23 protein-coding genes and 1 pseudogene are annotated in these 19930 nt (G+C 73.7%); 12 read left to right on the top strand and 12 right to left on the bottom strand.

Annotation, left to right across the window (positions count from 1 at the left end):
• From MCBG_RS10145 to MCBG_RS10170, 7 genes and pseudogenes are all read left to right on the top strand, one after another.
• Positions 1–483: 4'-phosphopantetheinyl transferase family protein (locus MCBG_RS10145; protein ID WP_043325269.1), on the top strand; the 483-nt coding region annotated here is incomplete at its 5' end.
• 1 nt (position 484) lies between these two features.
• A pseudogene (locus tag MCBG_RS31620) lies at positions 485–933 on the top strand (acyl-CoA thioesterase).
• A gap of 7 nt (positions 934–940) precedes the next feature.
• Positions 941–1489: a flavin reductase family protein gene (locus MCBG_RS10150; protein ID WP_043330417.1), complete on the top strand. Its 549-nt coding sequence runs from the start codon at positions 941–943 to the stop codon at positions 1487–1489.
• Positions 1486–2049 carry a hypothetical protein gene (locus tag MCBG_RS10155; RefSeq protein WP_051611104.1) on the top strand — a complete coding sequence of 188 codons (564 nt, stop codon included), beginning with the start codon at positions 1486–1488 and terminating at the stop codon, positions 2047–2049. Before MCBG_RS10150 ends, MCBG_RS10155 begins: the two co-directional genes overlap by 4 nt.
• Positions 2046–2501 carry a copper resistance CopC family protein gene (locus tag MCBG_RS10160; RefSeq protein WP_043325271.1) on the top strand — a complete coding sequence of 152 codons (456 nt, stop codon included), beginning with the start codon at positions 2046–2048 and terminating at the stop codon, positions 2499–2501. The genes MCBG_RS10155 and MCBG_RS10160 overlap by 4 nt, the downstream gene beginning before the upstream one ends.
• A 366-nt stretch (positions 2502–2867) precedes the next feature.
• Complete coding sequence (locus MCBG_RS10165; protein ID WP_043325273.1) at positions 2868–3728, top strand: class I SAM-dependent methyltransferase; 861 nt, start codon at positions 2868–2870, stop codon at positions 3726–3728.
• A gap of 219 nt (positions 3729–3947) precedes the next feature.
• Positions 3948–4301, top strand: a complete 354-nt coding sequence (locus MCBG_RS10170; protein ID WP_223201161.1) for an EF-hand domain-containing protein — start codon at positions 3948–3950, stop codon at positions 4299–4301.
• Between the two features lie 55 nt (positions 4302–4356).
• Here the strand turns inward: MCBG_RS10170 and MCBG_RS10175 are convergent, their stop codons facing one another.
• From MCBG_RS10175 to MCBG_RS32970, 4 genes are all read right to left on the bottom strand, one after another.
• Entirely contained in the window at positions 4357–5700 is a 1344-nt protein-coding gene (locus tag MCBG_RS10175; protein ID WP_043325274.1) for a cytochrome P450, read from the bottom strand.
• 86 nt (positions 5701–5786) lie between these two features.
• A complete protein-coding gene (locus MCBG_RS10180; protein ID WP_030503323.1) occupies positions 5787–6332 on the bottom strand; it encodes a pyridoxamine 5'-phosphate oxidase family protein in 546 nt (181 codons plus the stop codon).
• A gap of 73 nt (positions 6333–6405) precedes the next feature.
• On the bottom strand, positions 6406–7515 hold the full coding sequence (locus tag MCBG_RS10185; RefSeq protein ID WP_043325277.1) for a DegT/DnrJ/EryC1/StrS family aminotransferase: 1110 nt from the start codon (positions 7513–7515) through the stop codon (positions 6406–6408).
• A gap of 1081 nt (positions 7516–8596) precedes the next feature.
• A complete protein-coding gene (locus MCBG_RS32970; protein ID WP_198033287.1) occupies positions 8597–8815 on the bottom strand; it encodes a hypothetical protein in 219 nt (72 codons plus the stop codon).
• A 194-nt stretch (positions 8816–9009) separates the two neighbouring features.
• Between MCBG_RS32970 and MCBG_RS32975 the strand changes: the two genes are divergently transcribed.
• The gene (locus tag MCBG_RS32975) at positions 9010–9741 is read left to right on the top strand and encodes a hypothetical protein (protein ID WP_051611107.1); all 732 of its coding nucleotides are present in this window, start codon (positions 9010–9012) and stop codon (positions 9739–9741) included.
• Positions 9742–9784: 43 nt separating this feature from the next.
• Here MCBG_RS32975 and MCBG_RS10195 read toward each other — a convergent pair whose 3' ends face one another.
• The 7 genes from MCBG_RS10195 to MCBG_RS10215 all read right to left on the bottom strand — a co-directional run bounded on the left by MCBG_RS10195 (position 9785) and on the right by MCBG_RS10215 (position 14812).
• Complete coding sequence (locus MCBG_RS10195) at positions 9785–10900, bottom strand: nucleotide disphospho-sugar-binding domain-containing protein (RefSeq protein ID WP_043325278.1); 1116 nt, start codon at positions 10898–10900, stop codon at positions 9785–9787.
• Between the two features lie 95 nt (positions 10901–10995).
• Positions 10996–11202 (bottom strand): hypothetical protein, encoded by a 207-nt coding sequence (locus tag MCBG_RS33880; protein ID WP_223201162.1) that lies wholly within the window; start codon positions 11200–11202, stop codon positions 10996–10998.
• A gap of 93 nt (positions 11203–11295) precedes the next feature.
• Complete coding sequence (locus MCBG_RS33885) at positions 11296–11493, bottom strand: hypothetical protein (protein WP_223201163.1); 198 nt, start codon at positions 11491–11493, stop codon at positions 11296–11298.
• A 10-nt stretch (positions 11494–11503) separates the two neighbouring features.
• Complete coding sequence (locus MCBG_RS33890) at positions 11504–11974, bottom strand: NAD-dependent epimerase/dehydratase family protein (protein ID WP_223201164.1); 471 nt, start codon at positions 11972–11974, stop codon at positions 11504–11506.
• On the bottom strand, positions 11971–12723 hold the full coding sequence (locus MCBG_RS10205) for a class I SAM-dependent methyltransferase (RefSeq protein WP_223201165.1): 753 nt from the start codon (positions 12721–12723) through the stop codon (positions 11971–11973). The genes MCBG_RS33890 and MCBG_RS10205 overlap by 4 nt, the downstream gene beginning before the upstream one ends.
• A complete protein-coding gene (locus MCBG_RS10210) occupies positions 12720–13952 on the bottom strand; it encodes a class I SAM-dependent methyltransferase (RefSeq protein WP_043325279.1) in 1233 nt (410 codons plus the stop codon). Before MCBG_RS10210 ends, MCBG_RS10205 begins: the two co-directional genes overlap by 4 nt.
• Before the next feature lie 35 nt (positions 13953–13987).
• A complete protein-coding gene (locus MCBG_RS10215; RefSeq protein ID WP_043325280.1) occupies positions 13988–14812 on the bottom strand; it encodes an SAM-dependent methyltransferase in 825 nt (274 codons plus the stop codon).
• 164 nt (positions 14813–14976) lie between these two features.
• On the opposite strand from MCBG_RS10215, the gene MCBG_RS10220 reads away from it, so the two are divergent.
• The 3 genes from MCBG_RS10220 (at position 14977) to MCBG_RS10230 (ending at position 17335) form a co-directional block, all read left to right on the top strand.
• A complete protein-coding gene (locus MCBG_RS10220; RefSeq protein WP_051611109.1) occupies positions 14977–15981 on the top strand; it encodes an ATP-binding cassette domain-containing protein in 1005 nt (334 codons plus the stop codon).
• Between the two features lie 5 nt (positions 15982–15986).
• The gene (locus MCBG_RS10225; protein ID WP_205798118.1) at positions 15987–16802 is read left to right on the top strand and encodes an ABC transporter permease; all 816 of its coding nucleotides are present in this window, start codon (positions 15987–15989) and stop codon (positions 16800–16802) included.
• Positions 16803–16903: 101 nt separating this feature from the next.
• Positions 16904–17335, top strand: coding sequence for an SRPBCC family protein (locus tag MCBG_RS10230; protein WP_176722772.1), 432 nt, complete (start codon positions 16904–16906; stop codon positions 17333–17335).
• 193 nt (positions 17336–17528) lie between these two features.
• Here the strand turns inward: MCBG_RS10230 and MCBG_RS10235 are convergent, their stop codons facing one another.
• Positions 17529–18923, bottom strand: coding sequence for an NDP-hexose 2,3-dehydratase family protein (locus MCBG_RS10235; RefSeq protein ID WP_043325286.1), 1395 nt, complete (start codon positions 18921–18923; stop codon positions 17529–17531).
• A gap of 94 nt (positions 18924–19017) precedes the next feature.
• Here MCBG_RS10235 and MCBG_RS10240 point away from each other — a divergent pair, with 94 nt between their 5' ends.
• A complete protein-coding gene (locus MCBG_RS10240; RefSeq protein ID WP_051611111.1) occupies positions 19018–19743 on the top strand; it encodes a DUF899 family protein in 726 nt (241 codons plus the stop codon).
• The last annotated feature ends 187 nt before the right edge of the window (positions 19744–19930 follow it).

A 19930-nucleotide genomic window follows, 5' to 3' on the forward strand; every position in this document is an offset into this window, starting at 1 on the left:
GGAGCACGCCGGGAGGTCACCGCCGTCGCCGTCGGACGGGCCGTGGGACGGCCGGTACGGCTGCGGTACCGGCCGGACGGGCGGCCCGAGGAGGTCAACGGCCGGCACGTCTCCGCCGCCCACAGCGAGGTCGCCAGCCTGCTGGTGGCCGGCGCCGGGCCGCTCGCCTGCGACCTGGAGGTGGTCCGGCCCCGGCCCGCCGAGGTGTGGGCCGACCTGCTCGGCCGGCACGCCGGGCTGGCCGGGCAGATCGCCGCCGACCTCGGCGAGGACGCCGACGTCGCCGCCACCCGGGTCTGGTGCGCCAAGGAGTGCCTGGTCAAGGCGGGGCTGCCGGTGGACGCCCCGCTCACAGTGGCCGGCGGCGACGGCGAGTGGGTGCTGGTGCGCAGCGGCCGGGTCACGGTGGCCACCGGCCCGGTCCGTCTGACCGGCGAGCCACAGCCGGTGGTCGTCGCCGTCCTCACCGCGACGGGGGTGTGACATGTCCGCCTGGTACGAGTACCGCCACGTGGTCGGGTTCGAGGAGACGAACCTCGTCGGCAACGTGTACTACGTCAACTACCTGCGCTGGCAGGGCCGCTGCCGGGAGATGTTCCTGCGCGAGCACGCCCCGGCGGTGGTCGACGACCTGCGCGCCGGGTTGAAGCTGTTCACGCTGCGGGTGGACTGCGAGTACCTCGCCGAGCTCGACGCGTTCGACGAGCTGCGCATCCGGATGAGCCTGACCGAGCTGACCCAGACGCAGCTCGGCCTGGCCTTCGACTACCTGCGCGACGGCCCGGGCGGCTGGTCCCGGTGGCCCGGGGGCACCAGCGGATCGCCTGCATGCGGGAGGTCGCCGGGCAGGTGGTGCCGACCCGCGTGCCGACGCCGCTGGTGCGGGCGCTGGCGCCGTACCGGGCGGCCGAGGGGGTGGCCGGCCGTGCCTGAGCGCGCCGTGGACGCGCCGCCGGCCGCCGCCGCGCTGCGTACGGTGCTCGGCGAGTTCGTCACCGGCGTCACGGTGCTGACGGTCGGTGGTCCGCTGCCGCACGGGATGACGGCGAACTCGTTCACCTCGGTCTCGCTGGACCCGCCGCTGGTGCTGCTCTGCGTGAGCCGGGACAGCCTGATGTCCGCCTGCCTGTCCGACGCGGACGGGTTCGGCATCTCCGTCCTGGCCGGGGGGCAGGAGCGCCTGGCCCGGCACTTCGCCGACCGGCGCCGGCGGCCCGGGCGCGCGCAGTTCGCCGCTGTCGGCTGGTCGCCGGGCGAGCGGACCGGCGCGCCGCTGCTGCACGGGGCGCTGGCCTGGCTGGAGTGCCGGCCGTGGCGCTGCCACGACGGCGGCGACCACGTGATCGTGGTGGGCCGGCTGGTGGCCGCGCGCACGGCCGCCGACAGCGACGCCCTGATCTTCCGGCGAGGCCGGTTCGACAGGTACGGGAACTCCCACCCGGCCGCCGGCCGCCGGCACGTCCAACCGCTCCTGAAGGAGGCGCAGTGACCCTGTCGGACAAGCGCGACGCCGGCGCTTCGGGGCTCGATCTGAACGGCAGCCGGCACCGGGCTGCCCTGCAGATCTTCCTCGTCGTCGTCATCGCCCACTGGGCCGAGCACCTGGTGCAGGCCGCGCAGATCTGGGTGTTCGGCTGGTCCCGGCCGGAGGCCCGGGGCGTACTCGGCATGCCGTTCCCGTGGCTGGTGGAGAGCGAGTGGCTGCACTACGGGTACGCGCTGGTCATGCTCGCCGGTTTCTGGCTGCTGCGCGGCGGCTTCGTCGGCCGCGCCCGGACCTGGTGGATGGCGGCGCTGCTGATCCAGGTGTGGCACCACCTGGAGCACCTGCTGCTGCTGGTGCAGTCGCTGACCGGCAGCAACCTGGCCGGGCAGCCGGTGCCGACGAGCCTGCTGCAACTGGTGGCGCCCCGGGTGGAGCTGCACCTGTTCTACAACGCGGTGGTGTTCCTGCCGATGGTGGTGGCGATGTACCTGCACCGCACGCCGCTCGCCGACGAACTGGCCCGGATGCGGTGCAGTTGCCGCCGGGTGGCCGAAGTCCGGTGAGGCGCGGGCCGGGGCTGAGGTGGCTGGCGGCGGGACTACTCACGCTGCTCGCGCTCGGCCTGGCCGGGCTGACCCTGGCCGCGCAGCTGCGGCCGGCGCGGTTGGTGACCACCGACCCGCCGGCCGGCGCCCGGCTGACCACGGCCCCGGCGGCGGTGACGCTCACCTTCAACGGCCCGCTCGACGCCGAGCGGACCCATGTCTGGTTGATCGGCCCGGGCGGCGCGTTCGGCGCGACGGGCGCGCCGCGCTACCGCGACAACGGCGTCGAGGTGCCGGTGACGGTCATGGGTGACGGGCGCTACCGGGTCGGCTACCACGCCCAGCTCGCCACCGGGCAGACCGCCACCGGCGTGGTCCCCGTTCACCGTCGCCGCGGGGCTCGGCTCGCCCACAGCACCGAGTCTCCCTCAATGGACTGTATTCTCGTTAGTGCCCGGGCTTCGCTGTGAGGTCATGGGCGACACGCAAACTTTGAGATCCCTAGTTCGGGAGTCACGACGCCCATGTTCAATGCCGGCCACCGCGCCGCCGGACGGGTCCGCCGGGGGCGGCCACCACGGGGGTACGGGCGGAGCGGCCGGCCTGGCCCTGCTGCTGGGCCGGTGGTCACCGGAGCGGTCCTGCTCGTGCTGATGGCGCGGGGACGGACGGCGTGACCGGCCCGCCGGCGGCACGCCCTCGTCGGCCGGTCCGGGGCCGGGCGGGCGACGGCGGGCCTGGGTGCTGCGGGAGCCGGAGGACGCCGGCGACCGGCCTGCCGACCGCGAACCGGCCCGGCCGGGCGGGTGACCTGACGGACCACAGGAGGGAAAGCGATGTCCGTATCGACAGATGCCGCCGCGGTGAAGGCCGAACAGCGGCGGACCTGGGACGCCGTCAGCGACGGCTGGACCCGCGAGTGGGAGACCTTCGAGCGGGGCGGCGCGGCGCTCACCGCGCGGCTGCTGGCCCTGGGTGGCGTACGGCCGGGGCACCGCGTCCTGGACGTCGCGACCGGTCCGGGGGAGCCGGCGCTCAGCGCCGCCGACATCGTCGGCCCGGCCGGCACGGTCACCGGCGTCGACCTCTCCCCCGCCATGCTCGCCGTGGCCCGCCGCCGGGCCGAGGGCCGGCGCAACGTCAACTTCCTCGTCGCCGACCTGGAGACGGTGGAGCTGCCGCCGCACGCGTTCGACGTGGTGCTCAGCCGGCTCGGCCTGATGTTCGCCGTCGACCCCGGCGCCGCGTTCGGCCGGATCGCCCGGCTGCTCGTCCCGGGCGGCGTGCTCGCCGCGGCGGTGTGGGCGCCACCGCCGCGGGTGCCGCTGATGTCGCTCGGGTACGGCGTGCTCGCGCGCCGGCTGGACCTGCCGTCCGGGCCACCGGACGCCCCCGGCCCGTACCGCCTGTGCGATCCGGAGGCGCTGGCGGCCGGGCTGACCGACGCCGGCCTGCGGGACGTGACAGTCGAGGAGTACCCGGTCCCGTTCCGGTTCCACGACCCGGCCGAGTACGCGCGGTTCACCCGGGCGGTGGCGCCGCCACCGGTACGCCGCCGGGTCGAGGCGCTCGATCCGGCCGGGCGGGACGCGCTCTGGGCGGAGGTGGCCGCCGCCGCCGAGGGACGCGCCGGCCCGGACGGACTGGTCGACCTGACCTCGACCGCGCTCACCGTCCGCGCGGTCGCCCCGGCCTGACCCCCATCCATCGCTACGAAAGGACCGAGATGACCACCGAACTGCAACGCCGCAAGCTGGAGAAGGTCTTCGCCTCGTACGACGCCGACGGGGACGGCGTCATCGACGGGCTGGACATCACCGCGATGGCCCAGATCTGGTGCGACACGTACGGCGTGGCGCCGTACTCGCCGGGCTGGCGGCGGATTCCACGGCGCGGCGGCCCGGATGTGGCGCGGGATGCGCGGCAGCGACGGGCCCGACGGCGAGAAGCGGGTGACGGTCGCCGAGTGGGTGGCGTGGGCCGACAAGCCGGAGTTCCCGGAGTTCGTGACGAACGCGGCGGTGCCGTTCAGCCTGGCCGTGTTCGACGTGGCCGACGCGGACCGGGACGGGCGCATCAACCACGCGGAGATGTTCGCGGCGCAGAGCAAGAGCGGCATGCGCTCGGAGGACACGCAACGGATCTTCGACCGGCTCGACACCGACCGGGACGGCTACCTCACCAGCGAGGAGTACGGCCGGGCGGCGCACGAGTTCTACCTCAGCGCCGACCCGGACGCGCCGGGCAACGTGATCGCCGGGGAGCTCTGAGCGGCCGGACGCCCGGCCGCCGGTCCGTGTGGGCCGGTGGCCGGGCGTCGGTCGTTCAGCGGGTACGGCGGCGCGCGGTCATCGGCAGCGCGTCGACGGGCATGGTCATGGCCGGCACGGGCTTCGGCTCGTGGCCGGGCACCGGCTCCAGCCGCCAGCGGGCGGCGATGCTGGCCAGCGAGACGATCATCTCGGTCCAGGCGAACTGGTCGCCGATGCAGCCGTGCACGCCGGTGGCGAACGGCATGAACGCGCCGCGGGGCAGCGTCCGGGCCCGTTCCGGCAGCCACCGGTCCGGGTCGAAGAGCTCGGGCTCGGGGTAGATGCGCGGGTTGTGGTGCACGGCGTGGAAGCTGTAGAGCACGTCCGAGCCGGCCGGGATCAGGTAGCCGCCCAGCTCGGCGTCTCGGGCGGTGACCCGGTTGTTGAACAGGCCCTGGGTGCGCAGCCGCAGCGTCTCGGAGAGCACCTGGCGGGTGTACTCCAGCGCCGGCACGTCGGCGTAGCCGGCGGCCCGTCCGTCGAGCACCCGGTCGACCTCGGCGTGCAGCCGCCGCTGCACCTCGGGGTCCGCGCCGACGTGGTGCAGCGCCCAGCAGAGCGTGTTGGCGATGGTGTTGCTGCCGGCGATGAAGAACGTCATCACCTCGTCGTGGACCTGCTCGTCGCTCATCGCGGGCCGGCCGTCCTCGTCGCGGGCGAAGAGCATCATCGACAGCAGGTCGCCGTGGTCGGTGCCGGCCGCGCGGTACTCGGCGATGACCCGGCGGATGGTCGCCCGCAGGTATTCGGCCGCGGTGTCGTAGTCGCGGTTGGCCTGGGTGGGCAGGCGGGTCAGCACGCCCGTCACGTCGGTGATCCGGCGGAACAGTCCGCCCAGGACGGTGGTGGTCGCGGCCATGAACCGGGCGCGGTCCAGGCTTCGGTCACCGGCGAAGACGACCTCGACGACGTTGGTGAGGGCCAGCTCGTCCATCTCCTTCTCGACCGCGAGGCGCTGGCCGTCGCGCCAGGAGTCGAGCTTGCCGGCGACCGTCCGGCTCATCAGCTCGGTGTAGTGGATGACCTTGTTGCGGTGGAAGGCGGGCTGGATCAGCGCCCGCTGCCGGCGGTGGAACTCGCCCTCGGAGATGCCCAGGCCGTTGCCGAACATGGACCGGAAGCGCTCGGTCATCGGCCCGCCCCGGACGAAGGTGTCGCCGTCGCGCAGCAGCTCCCGCATCAGGGTCGGGTCGTTCACCACGTACGCCGGGCGCTTGCCGAGCGCGATGGTGACGACCGGCTCGCCGGACTGGAGTTCGAGCAGGAACTCGGCGGGTCGTCGTTTCATCTGCAGGCCGTGCCCGAGCACGGGCAGGCGGCCGGGCGCCGACGCGGGTGTGCGCAGGGTGGTGGTCATGGTGCGTTCCCTCGGTGTCGGGCCGCGCGGCTCGCCGCGTCGGCGGTGACGGGCCGGTCCGTCGTGCGGCGGCGGCCCGGTCGGGATCAGCGGGAGAGCAGCGCGCCGGTGGACGCGGGCCGCCCGGCGGCGTGCCAGACCCGCGACGAGCCGATGGTCTGGCCGTTGGCCAGGTCCTGAAGGGTGATCTGGACCCGCCAGGGGTCGAACTGGAGCACCTCGAAGCCGGCGTCGGCGGGGCCGTCGGGCCAGACCGCGTACGGGTCGAAGCCGCGCTGGGTCGCCTCGGCGGCGACCAGGTCCCAGACGTGGCGTTTGGTGTCGCCCGGCTCCAGCCAGGTGGCGCGGCAGTCGACGAAGACGGCGTCGTGCGCGGGTGTCCAGTAGCTGCACGAGACGTACGGGTTGCGGGCCAGGTGGGCGGTCTTGACCGGGGTGCGGGAGGTGCTGACCCAGCCGGTCGGGCCGGCGTCGCCGACCTCCCAGGAGACGTGCATGATCCGGCTGCGCGGCCGGTCGCGTCCGTCCACAGTGGCTACGGTGCACCAGCCGATCTCGGTGGTGAGCCGCAGGAAGTCGTCACGGAGGTCGGCGAAGTCGCCGACCGGGGTGCTGAACGTGGAAGGCTCCATGCCGAGATGGTAGATCCGCGCGAGCGCAGTTTGCTATATGATTCTCAATTCTTGCGGTGCCCGCTTCGGAGCGTCACCAGGCCCGCAGGATCGCGCGCAGCGCGTCGATCACCCGGGCCTGGACACCCTCGTCCAGCGACGGGTACATCGGCAGCGAGAAGATCTCCCCGGCCAGCCGCTCGGTGACCGGCAGTGACCCCTCGGAGTAGCCGAGGTGGGCGAAGCCGCGCATCGTGTGCACCGGCCAGCGGTAGCTGACGTTCAGCTCGATGCCGTGGCGGCGCAGCGCCGCCAGGATCTCGTCGCGCCGCGGGTGCCGCACCACGTAGAGGTAGTAGACGTGCTCGTTGCCGGGCGCGGTGACCGGCAGGCCCAGGCCGGTGCCGGCGAGCCCCTCGTCGTAGCGGCGGGCGATCGCGCGGCGGGCGGCGACGTAGCGGTCCAGCCGCCGCAGCTTGCGGCGCAGGATCTCCGCCTGCACCTCGTCCAGGCGGCTGTTGCGGCCGGGCGTCTCCTCGACGTAGTAGCGGTCCTCCATCCCGTAGTACCGCAGCCGGCGCAGGCGCCGCTCCACGTCCGGGTCGGCGGTGATCGTCGCGCCGCCGTCGCCGTACGCGCCGAGCACCTTGGTCGGATAGAAGGAGAAGGCGGCGGCGTCACCGAGCGACCCGGCCACGCGGCCGTGGTGGCGCGCGCCGTGCGCCTGCGCGCAGTCCTCCAGCACCGCGAGGCCGTGCGCGGCGGCGAGCGCCCGCAGCGGCGCCATCTCGACGCACTGCCCGTAGAGGTGCACCGGGAGCAGCACCCGGGTACGCGGCGTGATCACGTCGGCGACCCGGTCGACGCGCATCAGGCAGGTCGCCTCGTCCACGTCGACGAAGACCGGCACCGCGCCCACCGCGTCGATGGCGAGCACGGTCGGCGCGGCCGTGTTGGCGACGGTGACCACCTCGTCGCCGGGGCGTACGCCCAGCGCCCAGAGGGCCAGCGAGATGGCGTCGGTGCCGTTGGCCACCCCGACGCAGTGCGGCACGCCGTGGTAGGCGGCGAACTCCCGCTCGAAGCCGCGCACGCTCTCACCGAGCACCAGCCGGCCGGAGGAGAAGACCTGGTCCACCGCGCCGAGGACGTCCTCCCGCTCGCTCTCGTACTCGGCCAGGTAGTTCCAGACTCCGACGGTCATGGCGGCGGACCTCCCCGGGAGCGTCGTCGCCGCGGCGCCTCACCCCGGCATCACCACCCCGCATCCTAGTCGCCGCCCCATCGGCTAGCTACACGTTCGTCAACCGACGTCGGTACCGGCGGCTCCCGGCCACTGGCCCGAACGGACGGAATCACCCGGGCCGCGACGCCGTCGCCGCGGACTTGGCACCAACCCTGCGGGGCGCGCGAACAGCCTTTCCCGGCAAGCCCTCAGGACCGAGCTGACCTGCCCCGACATCGGCCACTGTCGACCACCTCGGCACCTCCGGCAATCGATGGAAATTGCGCGCAGTGGATCTCCCTGCAGTCGACTTCCCGTCAATTGACAGTTGCAATTCGGATAGTAGGCTCGCTGCCGCGGGCGCCGCTCCCCGGCACTTCTCCGTCCCCCTCGACCGCGACGCCTGGCATGTTCCGGCCTCAATCCCGCACGTGACCAGGAGGACGTCCATGCCCCGTCCACAACTGCGCGGTCCGCTCCGGCGTGCCGCCCACATCGGAGTGATCGCGCTCGTCGCCGTCAGCAGCGGCCTGGTGCCACCCCCGGCCGCGGCCGGGGCGTCCGTGCGACGGGTCACCTCGACGGTGACCGGCAGCGACGGCCAGCCGTACCGGATCACCAACCACCTCACCCGCACGGCTCAGGCCGCCGAACGTCCGGGCGCGCCCGCCCGCCAGTGGCTGCTGGTCTGGACCGGTGACGCCGCGCCCGGCCCCGACGGCAAGCCCGACCCCGACTTCCTCGCCGTCGTGGACGCCACCCCCGGCTCCCCCGACTACGGCCGGGTGGCGAACACCGTCACCGTCGACTCGGTCTTCGGCAACGAGCCGCACCACATGCAGTACACCTGGCGAAAGGGCGACAAGGTGTACGCGGGCGGCCTGCTCAGCGACACCGTCTACGTCTTCGACGTCAGCCGGCTGCCCCGGGTCTCGCTCAGCGGCGTGACGCTGCCGCACGACACCCCGTGCGGCTCGGTGCCGGACGCGTTCACCGTCCTGCGCGACGGCACCGCGTACGGGTCGTACATGGGCGGGCCCGACGTCGCCGGGCCCTGCACCTACTCCGACGGGCAGACCCGCGTGGGCAACGGCTTCGCCGGCTCCCCCGGCGAGGTGGTCCGGCTCGGCCCCGACGGCCGGGTGCTGGCCGAGATGCCGGCGGCGAAGAAGACCGCCGAGGACCCGGTCTCCTGCCCCAACCAGCCGGCGCTGCCGGTGCCGACCTGCGCCAACCCGCACGGCATCGCGCTGCGCGAGGACCTGAACCGGCTGGTCACCAGCGACTTCGTCGAGGTGCGGCACGTCGTCGCCGGCCTGGTGACCGACCCCAACCTGCAGCGCCGCACGGTCCGCACGTACGACATCAGCAACCGGAACCGGCCCCGCCTGCTCTCCCTGTCCTACCTGCCCGACGGGCCCCGGGTCGACGACGAGTACAGCCGCGAGGGTCTGCTGGCCATGGAAGCCCGCGGTGACGCACCAGCCCCGGCACAAGGGAGCGTTCGTGGCCACCGGGATGGGCGCGGTCTACTACACGCCGGACATCACCAAGCGGGAGCTGACCTGGCGGCAGGTGTTCGACGACGCGACCGCCTTCCGCCGTATCTACCCGCGCGACACCCCGACCAGCGCGGCCGACGGCGGCAGCTGGCTGATGGTGAGCCCGGACGACCGTTTCCTGTTCCACACGGTGATGTTCGGCGGCAACAACTCACCGGCCGTCAACGCCGAGTCCGGCATGGTGTACGTGCTGGACATCCGCCGGCTCCTGGCCGCCGGCAGCCGGACCTCGTGTCGGATCGACACGATCGCGGAGACCGTACGCGGCGGCGCCGAGCCGGACTGTCCCGCGCTGGTCAGCGCCCTGCCGATCGTGGACACCACACTCGGTGGCCCGCACTGGGGCGCGATGGACACGTTCCGGCCGGTGGCGGGCGGGAAGCACTTCCGCCAGACCGACCAGGTCTCCCGGGTGGTCACCTCGAACTACTTCGTGGCGCCCACCGGACTCGACGGTGACGCCCGGATCTGCATGGCGCTGGTCGACCCGGCGGGCCGGCTCACCGAGGACCGCGCGTTCCGCGACGAGCACACCGGCCGGCGCTGCGTGAGCTTCGACCGGACGAGCTGGCCGCACGGCGACACCGGCAAGGCGAACCCGCACGGGCTGCTCTTCGCGGTGGCCGACGCGCAACTGCGCTGACCGCAACCGGCGGCGGGCGGCGACGAGCCGCCCGCCGCCGGGCTCACACCGCCGCGGTCAGCCGGGGCACCACCTCGGCCGGGGACGGCAGCGCCGCGATCTCGGCCCGCACCTCGCCGGTCACCCGGCCCAGCTCCGCGTCGGTGAGCAGCCGGCCGATCGCGGCGGCGTCCAGCTCGTCCACCGAGCCCAGCACGTGCGCCAGCCCCCGGCCGCGCAGCAGCTCGCCGGTGACCAGCTCGTCCGGCGAGCCGGGCAGCACCAGCTGGCGGACGCCGAGCGCGGCGCAGGTCAGCGTCGTGCCGTCGCCGCCGTGGTGGATCGCGGCGGCGCAGCCGCGCAGCAACTGGTTCAGCGGCACCCAGCCGGTGGTCCGCACGTTCGGCGGCAGGTCGGGCGGAGCGGCCGACTCCCCGATCGCCAGCACGAACTCGGCGTCCAGCCCGGGCGCGGCGGCGAGCACCCGCGCGATGCCGGCGGCGAACCGGTCCGGCCCGCCGAGCGTGCCGAACGTGACGGCGATCCGGGGCCGGGCGACCGGTTCCCGCAGCCAGTCGGGCAGCACCCCGCCGCCGTTGTACGGCACGTAGCGCATGGAGATGTCGGCCGGTCCGCCCTCGACCAGGCTGGGCGGGGCGATGTCGACGGTCCGGATGCCCTCGGGCAGCGTCACCCCGTGCCGGCGCATCGCCACCGCGCCGGGCAGCTCGCGCAGCAGGTCGGGGGTGAACCGGGCCAGCCCGAGGCTGTGCGCCACCGCCGGCACCTTCAGCCGGGCGGCGACGACCGGGCCGACCGCGAAGATCGGGTCGTACACCACCAGGTCCGGCTGGACCCACTCGCCGAGCGCGACGTGGGCGTCGACGAACGGGTCCCAGGCCGACACGATGTACGGCTTGCGTTCCTCCATCTCCGCGATCGGGTCGGCGCCGATCGGCTCGAACAGGCGCGGCACGTCGCGGATGAACTGCGCCTGCATGTCCGAGGTGGTGCGTCCGGGCACTGCGTCCAGGACCGGCAGCCCGGCCCGGGCCACCGCCAGCGCGTCACCGGCGGTGACGAAGACGACCTCGTGCCCGGCGGCGCGGAACGCCCACCCGAGCGGTACCAGCGGGAACGCGTGGCCGATGGCCGGACCCGGCATGAACAGTACGCGCATGACTCCTACCCTCCCTGTCGTCGCGGCGGCACGGCCGACGCCGTACCGCCGAGCCGGTGACGCCGGTCGCGCCACCTGTCGATTCCCCGCCGGCGCTACGGCGCCCGCTGACGCGGCGGCCCCGCCGCCGCCGGCTCCCCGTCGCCGGAGTAGCGGCGCAGCTCGTCGTGCCAGAAGTCGGTGACCGCCCGGCGCAGGTCGCGGCGCGGCCGCCAGCCGAGGGCCGCCGCGGCGGGCGCCGGGTCGACGCACGACCACCGGGTCCCGGCCCGCCAGCCGGCCGGGCCGGCACGCTCCACCACTGTCGCCTGCTCTCCCGCTGACCTGCACCAGGAGCCGGACCAGCGTCCGCACCGGCACCGCCTCGCCGCGTCCGATGTCGAGGACGCGGCCGGTCACCGGGCGCCCGGCGGCGGCCAGCACGGCCTCGGCGGCGTCCCGGACGTCGACGAAGTCACGCCGGGCCTCCAGCGGGCGAGCGTCACCCGCGCGGCGACGCCGGCCCGCGCGTTCGGCGTCAGCTCTGCGGCGACCCGGCCCAGCAGGCTGTCGCGGGCAGCCCCGCCGAGCGCGTTCACCAGCCGCAGCACCACCGCGTCGACCTCACCGGCGTCGGCCGACGCCAGTACGGCCCGGTCGCGGCCAGTTTCGCCCGGCCGTACGCGGTGTCCGGCGCGGGCGTACGGCGCGGATCGGCCGGCGCGACCGGCTGCCCGTACTCCAGCACCGAGCCGAGATGGACCAGCCGGGGGCGGCAGGCGGCGCGGGCAGCGCGTCGAGCAGCAGTGCGCTGAGCCGGGTGCAGCGCTCCGCCATCCGGCCGGGGTCCAGTCCCCAGCTGCTGCCGGTGGAGTCGACCACGGCGACCGGGTCCTCGGCGTCCAGCAGCCGCGCCAGCGTCCCCGGACCGGTGTCGCCGAGGTCGAGCGCGGTGAACCGGTGCCGGTGGCCGGCCGGGGCGCGGCGGGCCACCGTGAGCACGTCGTGGCCGGCGTCGACGAAGGCGTCCGCGACATGGGCGCCGACGAACCCGGTGCCGCCGAGCACGACCGCGCGTGGCCGGTCGCCGGTCACCGCGCACCTGCGGGCCGGGCGATCCACAGGCCCCACCGGAACGGCGGCGCCGTGACGTGCGCGGCGGCGAGCCCGGCCCGGGCGAACGCGGCGGCGAAGTGCTGCGGCCGGAACAGCGTCAGATCGGTCGTCGCGGTGTCGTGCCGGATGCCGGTCTCCGGGTCGGCGTACGCCTGGTGCACTGTCATCCGGATCCGGTCGCGCGCGTCGTCGAGCCACGTCGAGTGGGACAGCCGGACCACCACCCGGTCCTGCTCCTGCACCATGTCGCGGGCCACGTAGCCGGGGACGAACGTCTCCGGCGTGTACCAGGGCTCGACCGCCAGCACGCCGCCCGGCGTCAGGTGGGCGGCCAGCCGCGCGACGGTCCGGTCCAGTTCGGCGGCGCCGCGCAGGTGCGGCACCGCGAAGAGGCAGACCACCACGTCGAAGGTGTCGGCCAGGTCCAGGTCGCGCATGTCGCCCTCGTGCAGGGCCACGTCCGGCACCCGGGCGCCGGCTCGGGCCAGCATCTCCGCGGACAGGTCCACGCCGGTCACCGGGGCGAAGTGGGTCCGCAGGTGCTCGAGGTGCAGCCCGGTGCCGCAGGCCACGTCGAGCAGCGAGGCGGCGGCCGGGTTCCGGCGCCGGACCGTCCGGGCGAGCGTGGCGGCCTCGGCGATGTGGTCGCGGCCCCGGTGCCGCATCACCAGGTCGTAGATCTCCGGGTATCCGGCGCGGTAGAAGCCGCGCGCCACCGATGCCGTCACCGTACGCGCACGGTGGGCACGTAGTGGATCCACCGGCCGCCGGCGGCCCGGAAGCCGGTCTCCTTCGCCATGATCTCCTCGGCGTGGTTCCAGGCGAAGAGCACCGCGTAGTCCGGGTAGGGGTCGGCGAATACCTCGGGCGGGCGGACCGGGATGTGCGCGCCCGGGGTCAGCCGGCCCTGCTTGGCCGGGGTGGTGTCGCAGACGTACGAGATCAGCTCCGGCCCGAGCCCGCAGTAGTTGGTGACGGTGGCGCTCTTCGCGGTGGCCCCGTAGGCCGCGACGGTGCGGCCCTCCTCCCTCAGCGAGCGCAGCAGCGCGACCAGCTCGGATCGGGTACGCGCGACGGCGGCGGCGAACCGGCGCAGCGCCGCCTCCCCGGTCACTCCCTGCTCCCGTTCCTGGCGCAGCAGGTCGGCGACGGCCGGGGACGGGGTACGCGCCCCGGCGCGGGCGAGCGTGTAGCGCACCTCGCCGCCGTGCACCGGGAGCCGCCGCACGTCCACGAGCTCCAGCCCGAAGCGGGCCGCGGCGGCCCGTACCGAGTGGGCGGTGAAGTAGTAGAAGTGCTCGTCGTAGATCTGGTCGAAGGCGGTCCGGGCGAGGATGTCGCCGAGGTACGGGTCCTCGAAGACGAGGACGCCGCCGGGGGCGAGCAGCAGCCGCGCGCCGCGCAGCACCGAGTCCAGGTAGGGCAGGTGGCAGATCGTGTTGGCGGCGTAGATGACGTCGGCCGGCCCGTCGGTGGCGAGCACGTCGGCGGCGGTCTCCTCCTCGAAGAAGTCGGTACGCACCCGTACGCCCTGCCCACGGGCCAGCTCGGCCACCCCGGCGGACGGCTCGAAGCCGAGGTGGCGTACGCCGGCCGCGGCCACGGTCCGCAGCATCACCCCGTCGTTGCAGCCCAGCTCGACGCAGAACGCGCCGGGCCGGGTCAGCTCGGTGGCGAGCAGTTCCCGGCCGGTGCCGGTGAAGTGCGCGCGCATCACCGACGACAGCGACGAGCGGTACGGGTAGTCGTGGTGGAACATCCGCTCGCGCGGCACCTCCTCGACGAGCTGGACCATCGTGCAGTCGGCGCACCGGCCCACCGCGAGGCGGTAGAAGAACTCGCCGTCGAGGTCGGCCGGGCGGGGGAACGCGTCGGAGAGGGGCTGGCGGCCGAGGTCGAGCATCTCGGTCACCGGGCCGCCGCAGATCCGGCAGCCGGTGACGGCGGGGGCGGTCATCTGCCTGCTCCTTCCGGTCACCGGTGCCGGGCGGGTCAGCGCGGCTTGTGGGCGGCGATGACGACGCAGCCGACCTTGGTGCGCAGGACGTCGAGCACGGCCGGCATCTCGGCGAGGAAGGCGTCGATCTTCTCGGCGCCGTGCGCGGCGGCGAGCGTGTCGCGCCGCTGCTGCACCCGCTCGTGGTACGCGGGGAACGAACGGCTGATCTTGTCGCCGCAGCTGAGGAACTCGTCCACCACGAAGCCGGCGTCGCGGACCAGGTCGAACGCGGCCATCGGCGGGCCGGGCGGGGCGAGGGTGAAGTCGGTGAGGATCTGCCGGTCCCGCTCGGTGAGCGGGGCGTCCTCGGCGAGGTCGGTGAGCACGAGCCGGCCGCCGGGCTTGAGTACGCGGCGGATCTCGGCGAGCCACTGCCGGCGGTCCTGCGCGTGCACCAGCGACTCGAAGGCGAGCACCTTGTCGAAGGAGGCGTCCGGGTAGCTCAGTGCGGCGGCGTCGCCGAGCTCGAAGCGGACCTGGCCGCGCAGCCCGGACTCGTTGACCCGTTCCCGGGCCCGCTTGAGGTGCTCGGCGCTGTTGGTGATGCCGGTGATGTCGGCGTCGCTGCGCTGGCCGAGCCGGATGGCCGGCTCGCCGGCGCCGCAGCCGACGTCCAGCAGCCGATCGCCGGGGCGCAGGCCGAGGCGGTCGCCGACGATGTCGGTGAACCGGTTGATGGCCTCCAGGAAGGGCGTGCGGTCGTCGTCGTCCTCCCACCATCCGAAGTGGATGTTTCCGCCGAGCACCTCGACGGCCCAGGCGCCGTCGTCGTAGATCTCCGCTACCTCGTCGATTTCGGTCAGCTCGCGTGTGGACACGTCCGCTCCTCCACTCTCGGCGGCAAGTTGCTGCTTGAGAATGTTATAGCTATCGACCGACGGGTGTCCATGCGACGATCACGTGGTGGCGGAACGCGCGCGACGCGCGGATCAAGAGGCGTGACCGGAGCGAAACGTCCTGCTACTATATGTTTGTGAACACAATGTCGCGTACGGCTGGGTTGTCCGCACAGCAGACCGACACTCCCGCCATCGAGATCACACGATTGCGCAAATCCTACGGCGAGGTGCGCGCGCTCGACGGGATCGATCTGCGCGTGTCGGCCGGAAGCGTGTTCGGCGTGCTCGGCCCCAACGGCGCCGGGAAGACGACGATCGTCCGCACCCTCGCCACGCTCGTCCCGCCCGACAGCGGCGAGGTCCGCGTGCTCGGCCACGACGTGGTGCGCGAGGCCGGGGCGATCCGCGACCGGATCGGGCTGACCGGGCAATACTCGTCGGTCGACGAGGAACTGTCCGGCCGGGACAATCTCGTCCTGCTCTCCCGGCTACGCGGCTTCTCCTGGAGCGCGGCCCGCCGCCGCGCCGAGGAGCTGCTCGCCACGTTCGGCCTGGAGGAGGCCGCCGCCCGGCTGGTGCGGACCTACTCCGGCGGCATGCGCCGTCGGCTCGACATCGCCAGCAGCATGATCGTGACACCCGACCTGATGTTCCTCGACGAGCCGACCACCGGGCTGGACCCGCACAGCCGCAACCAGGTGTGGGAACTCGTCCGGGGCATGGTCGGCGAGGGCGCCACCGTCCTGCTCACCACGCAGTATCTCGACGAGGCCGACCAGCTCGCCGACCGGATCGCGGTCGTCGACCACGGCCGGGTCATCGCCGAGGGCACGCCGGTGGAGCTGAAGCGGTCGATCGGTGCGAGCGTGCTGCGGGTGCGGTTGCGCGACGCCGGGCAGCGGGAGACGGCAGAGCGGATGCTGGCGGAGGCGCTGGGCACGGCGGTGCACGCCGGCGCCGACCGGATGGAGCTGACCGCGCAGGTCGCGGCCGAGGAGGAGGCCACCCGGGCGCTGGCCGCCCTCACCGGGGCCGGCGTCGGCCTGGCCGAGTACGCCTTCGGCCACGCCACCCTGGACCAGGTGTTCCTCGCCCTCACCGGGCATCGGGCGGACGGCTCGCGGACCGAGACCGAGGAGGCGGCGTGAGCAGCATGGTGGAGACCGGCACCGGCCGTGGCGCCTCGGCGCCGTCCGCGGCGCGGCCGGCACGTCCCGGCGCGCTGTCGTCCACGCTGACCTTCGCGTGGCGGGCGGTGCAGAAGGTACGCCGCGACCCGACGCAGATCCTCGAGGCGCTCGGCGTGCCGGTCATGTTCACGCTCGTCTTCGGCTTCCTGTTCGGCGGCGCGCTGGCCGGTTCGACGTCGAGCTACATGCAGTTCTACATCCCGGGCATCGTGGTGTTCACCGGGATCATGATCAGCATGCGGATCGGCGCGGTGGTCAACCTGGACAACTCCCGGGAGGTGACCGACCGCTTCCGCGCGCTGGCCATCTGGCGGCCCGCCGCGATCGTCGGCACCCTGCTCGGCAACAACGTGCTCTACGTCGTCGGCTGCGCGGTCGCCGTGGCGGTCGGGCTCGCGGTCGGCTTCCGGCCCGACGGTGGCGTGCTCGGCGTCCTCGCCACGATCCTGATCACCCTGGTCTTCGTCTTCTCCTTCTCCTGGGTGTACGTGGTCTTCGGGCTCGCCCTGAAGTCACCGACCGCCGCGCTGAGCGCCTGCCAGGCGATCGTCTTCCCGGTGTCGTTCGTCAGCAACTTCTTCGTGCCGCAGGAGACGCTTCCCGGCTGGCTGCAGGCCGTGGTCGGCCTGAACCCGTTCGCGTTGACGGTCACCGCCGCGCGCGGCCTGGCCCACGGCACGGCGACCGCCGGTGAGGTAGGCGCGGCGCTGGTCGGCTGCGCGGCGCTGGTGGCCGTCTTCGCCCCGCTCTCCATGTTCCTGTACCGCCGGCGGGCCTGACCCCGCCACCGTTTGTACGCAGTGCCGATGACACGAGAAGGGAACACGGCTACCCCGTGGACAGCGACCGTTTGACTCAACCGCCTGCCGTCACCGCGCAGATGCTCATCCGCAGGCCCGCCGCCGAGGTCTTCGAGGCGTTCGCGGATCCGGCGGTGACGACGAAGTTCTGGTTCACCAAGAGCAGCGGCCGGCTCGAACCCGGCGCCACCGTCACCTGGGACTGGGAGATGTACGGCGTCTCCACCGTCGTCACGGTCAAGGACGTCGAGAAGAACAGCCGCATCCTGGCCGAGTGGGACCCGGAGTCCCCCACCCAGCTCGAATGGCGGTTCCTGCCGGGCGAGGGTGACACGACGCTGGTCCGGGTCACCGAGACCGGCTTCGCCGGCAGCGCCGACCAGGCCGTGGCGAAGGCGATCGACTCGATGGGCGGGTTCACCATGGTGCTCTGCGCCTGCAAGGCGCTGCTGGAGCAGGGTGTGCTGCTCAACGCGGTCGGCGACGCCCACCCGACCGGCTTCGGCGACTGACCGCCGTCGCGGCGGGCGGACCGGGCGTGACCCGGTCCGCCCGCTCAGCCGGCGTCCAGCAGCCCGCGCAGGCAGGCGATCAGACACGTGGTCGGTATAAGAATGTCGATTGTCGGATTTATACCGGTCTTGCAGAGCGCTCTAATGAGTGGCGGCATTGCGTCCACCCACTAACTAGCTCATTCTCCCAGTATTAGCTGTACATGCGCAGGCAGGCGATCAGGCTGCGGGCCGAGACGTTCACGTAGTTGCTGTGCCGCAGCAGTTCCGAGAGCTGGTGCAGCGTCACCCAGCGGTACTGGTCGCTCTCCAGGTCGACGTCGTCGGTCTCCACCACCAGATAGCTGCTACGGGCCCGGTAGAGCCGTCCGCCCTCCTCGGAGAGGAGCGCGCGGAACCGGACCCGCTCCGGCGGCGCGCCGAGCACCTGGTCCAGGAAGGGCGGACGCGCGGCGGCGGGCAGGTAGTCGAGCGTGGCGGGCGTGCACTGGACCGTCGGCGCCAGTTCCACCACGTCGACGAAGCCCGGTTCGACCCGGGCGTGCGCCAGCACGTGCAGCACACCGTCGAGACGGGTGGCCAGGAACGCCACCACCCCCTGGCCGCAGGGCCGCAGCATCGGCTGCGACCAGCTCGCCACCTCGCGCCCCTCGGCGTCCACGTCCACGCCGATGACCTCGAAGAACAGCCCACTGTCGTGTCGCAGGGAGACCTCGCCGAGATGCCACGCCGCCTGTCCGCGCAGCGCCGTCCGGTCGGCGTCCACCTCGGTCCGGCTGCGGACGTCGGTGATCCAGTGCAGCAGCTCGCCGGTGTGGTGCCGGCTGCCCGGCCCGGGCCGGCAGGAGCGGCGCAGCGCGGCCGTGAAGGCGTCCCCGGCCGGCCCGGCCGCCCGGGCCGTCAGCTCCGCCGGCAGGCACGAGAGCACGGTACGGATGTCCATGTTGACCAGGTCGTCGTGGCGCAGGAGCCGGTGCAGCTGGGCGAGACTGAGCCAGCGGAACCCGGGCGGCGGCACAATGTCCTCGTCGGTGAGCACCACCATGTTGCGGTTGCGTTTGCGCAGGAACCAGGACCCGTGCTCGGACTGGCGGACGTCCACGAGCACCCGGCGCGGGTCCGGGTCGCGGAAGTGGTGCAGGAACGGCACCGGGCGGCCGCCGTGCACGCCGGTCCAGTTGCTCCGGGTGGCCTGGACGGTGGGCGCGAGCTGGTGGCCGTCCTGGTTGCCGGGCTCCGCCTTGGCCTGCACCAGCACCCGCAGCGTGTCGCCGTCGCGGCGGGCGAGCAGCCCGAGGATGCCCACCTCCGGCTGGTGCAGCACCGGCTGGTCCCAGCGGGGCACGGCCGCGCCCGGCACCTCGACGGAGAGCCCTTCCACCCGGAAGAACCGGCCGCTGCGGTGGGCCAGGACTCCGGTGTCGGCGTCCTGGCGCCAGCCGCGCAGGCCGGCCAGGGGCACGACGTCCACACGCATCGGGGCCTGGCGGCGCCAGTCGGCGAGCCACTCGTGGATGTCGGCGTCGGGGTCGGCGGTGGCGAACCGGCCGTGCTGCGGCAGCCCTGGTGGCGCGGTCGTCTCCGTCACGCGCGTACCCCCTTTGTCGACACCTACCCGTTGATCACTTCTATATTCTATAGCGAACGGCTGGCGTTAGCGCGGGTCGAGGAAGGACGAGAGGATGACTGAGGACGCGAGCGCGCCGGCGCTGCCGATGTGGCCGGACGGCGCCGACGCCGGATACGTGGCCGCGCGGCTGCGCCTCGCCGAGGCCGAACGCCGCCTGTGTGACCAGATCGAACAGGTCGCCGCCGCCCGGCGGGAGCTGCCGCTCGGCGCGCCGGTGGCCGACGTCGCGCTCACCGAGGGACCGGCCGACCTGACCGCGCCCGGCCCGTTGCGCCCCGTCCGGCTGTCCGCGCTCTTCGGCGCGCACCGCACGCTCCTCGTCTACCACCTGATGTTCCACCCGGACGCCGACGCCGCCTGCCCGATGTGCTCGATGTGGGTGGACGGGTTCCACGGCGTCGCCCACCACCTCCAGCAGCACACCGCGTTCGTGGTGGTCGGCAAGGCCCCGGCGGAGAAGCTGCGCGCCTGGGGCGCCCGGCGCGGCTGGGCCGGCCTGCGGCTGCTCTCCAGCCACGGCACCGACTTCAACGCCGACCTGCGCGCCGAGCACCCGAACGGCGACCAGCGCCCGATGGTCAGCGTGCTGGTCCGCGACGGCGACGGCGTCCGGCACTTCTACAGCCAGCCGGCCAACTTCGTCGACGGCACCGAGCGCGGCATCGACCTGCTCTCCCCGGTGTGGAACGTGCTCGACCTGCTGCCGCGGGGCCGCGGCGACTGGTACGCCGCCAACACGTATCCCCCGGTTGCCGACCCGGCCGATCGACCCGTGTGACAGCCGAGGAGACACGAGTGCCCGACCGCACCGCGACACCGCGTACCGCCGACGGTCGCCGGGGCGTACCCCGATCGCCGGACGGCTCACCGGCGCGGCCCTCGCCGCAGTGGCGGCCACGCTGCTGGCGGCGGGGCCGGCCCACGCCGCGCACGGCCGGCGGCGTCGCGCCGGCCGCCACCGGGTT

Origin of the sequence: Micromonospora sp. M42 (assembly GCF_000568915.1) — a bacterium.
Lineage (GTDB): Bacteria > Actinomycetota > Actinomycetes > Mycobacteriales > Micromonosporaceae > Micromonospora > Micromonospora chalcea.

Excerpts from the sequence above, each read along its gene's own strand:
- MCBG_RS10185 (WP_043325277.1), bottom strand. The coding sequence starts at position 7,515 with ATGACCGTCGGAGTCTGGAACTACCTGGCCGAGTACGAGAGCGAGCGG.
- MCBG_RS10180 (WP_030503323.1), bottom strand. The coding sequence starts at position 6,332 with ATGGAGCCTTCCACGTTCAGCACCCCGGTCGGCGACTTCGCCGACCTC.
- MCBG_RS10170 (WP_223201161.1), top strand. The coding sequence starts at position 3,948 with ATGCGCGGCAGCGACGGGCCCGACGGCGAGAAGCGGGTGACGGTCGCC.
- MCBG_RS10225 (WP_205798118.1), top strand. The coding sequence starts at position 15,987 with ATGGTGGAGACCGGCACCGGCCGTGGCGCCTCGGCGCCGTCCGCGGCG.
- MCBG_RS10210 (WP_043325279.1), bottom strand. The coding sequence starts at position 13,952 with ATGACCGCCCCCGCCGTCACCGGCTGCCGGATCTGCGGCGGCCCGGTG.
- MCBG_RS10240 (WP_051611111.1), top strand. The coding sequence starts at position 19,018 with ATGACTGAGGACGCGAGCGCGCCGGCGCTGCCGATGTGGCCGGACGGC.
- MCBG_RS10175 (WP_043325274.1), bottom strand. The coding sequence starts at position 5,700 with ATGACCACCACCCTGCGCACACCCGCGTCGGCGCCCGGCCGCCTGCCC.
- MCBG_RS10195 (WP_043325278.1), bottom strand. The coding sequence starts at position 10,900 with ATGCGCGTACTGTTCATGCCGGGTCCGGCCATCGGCCACGCGTTCCCG.
- MCBG_RS10220 (WP_051611109.1), top strand. The coding sequence starts at position 14,977 with ATGTCGCGTACGGCTGGGTTGTCCGCACAGCAGACCGACACTCCCGCC.
- MCBG_RS10165 (WP_043325273.1), top strand. The coding sequence starts at position 2,868 with ATGTCCGTATCGACAGATGCCGCCGCGGTGAAGGCCGAACAGCGGCGG.
- MCBG_RS10230 (WP_176722772.1), top strand. The coding sequence starts at position 16,904 with ATGCTCATCCGCAGGCCCGCCGCCGAGGTCTTCGAGGCGTTCGCGGAT.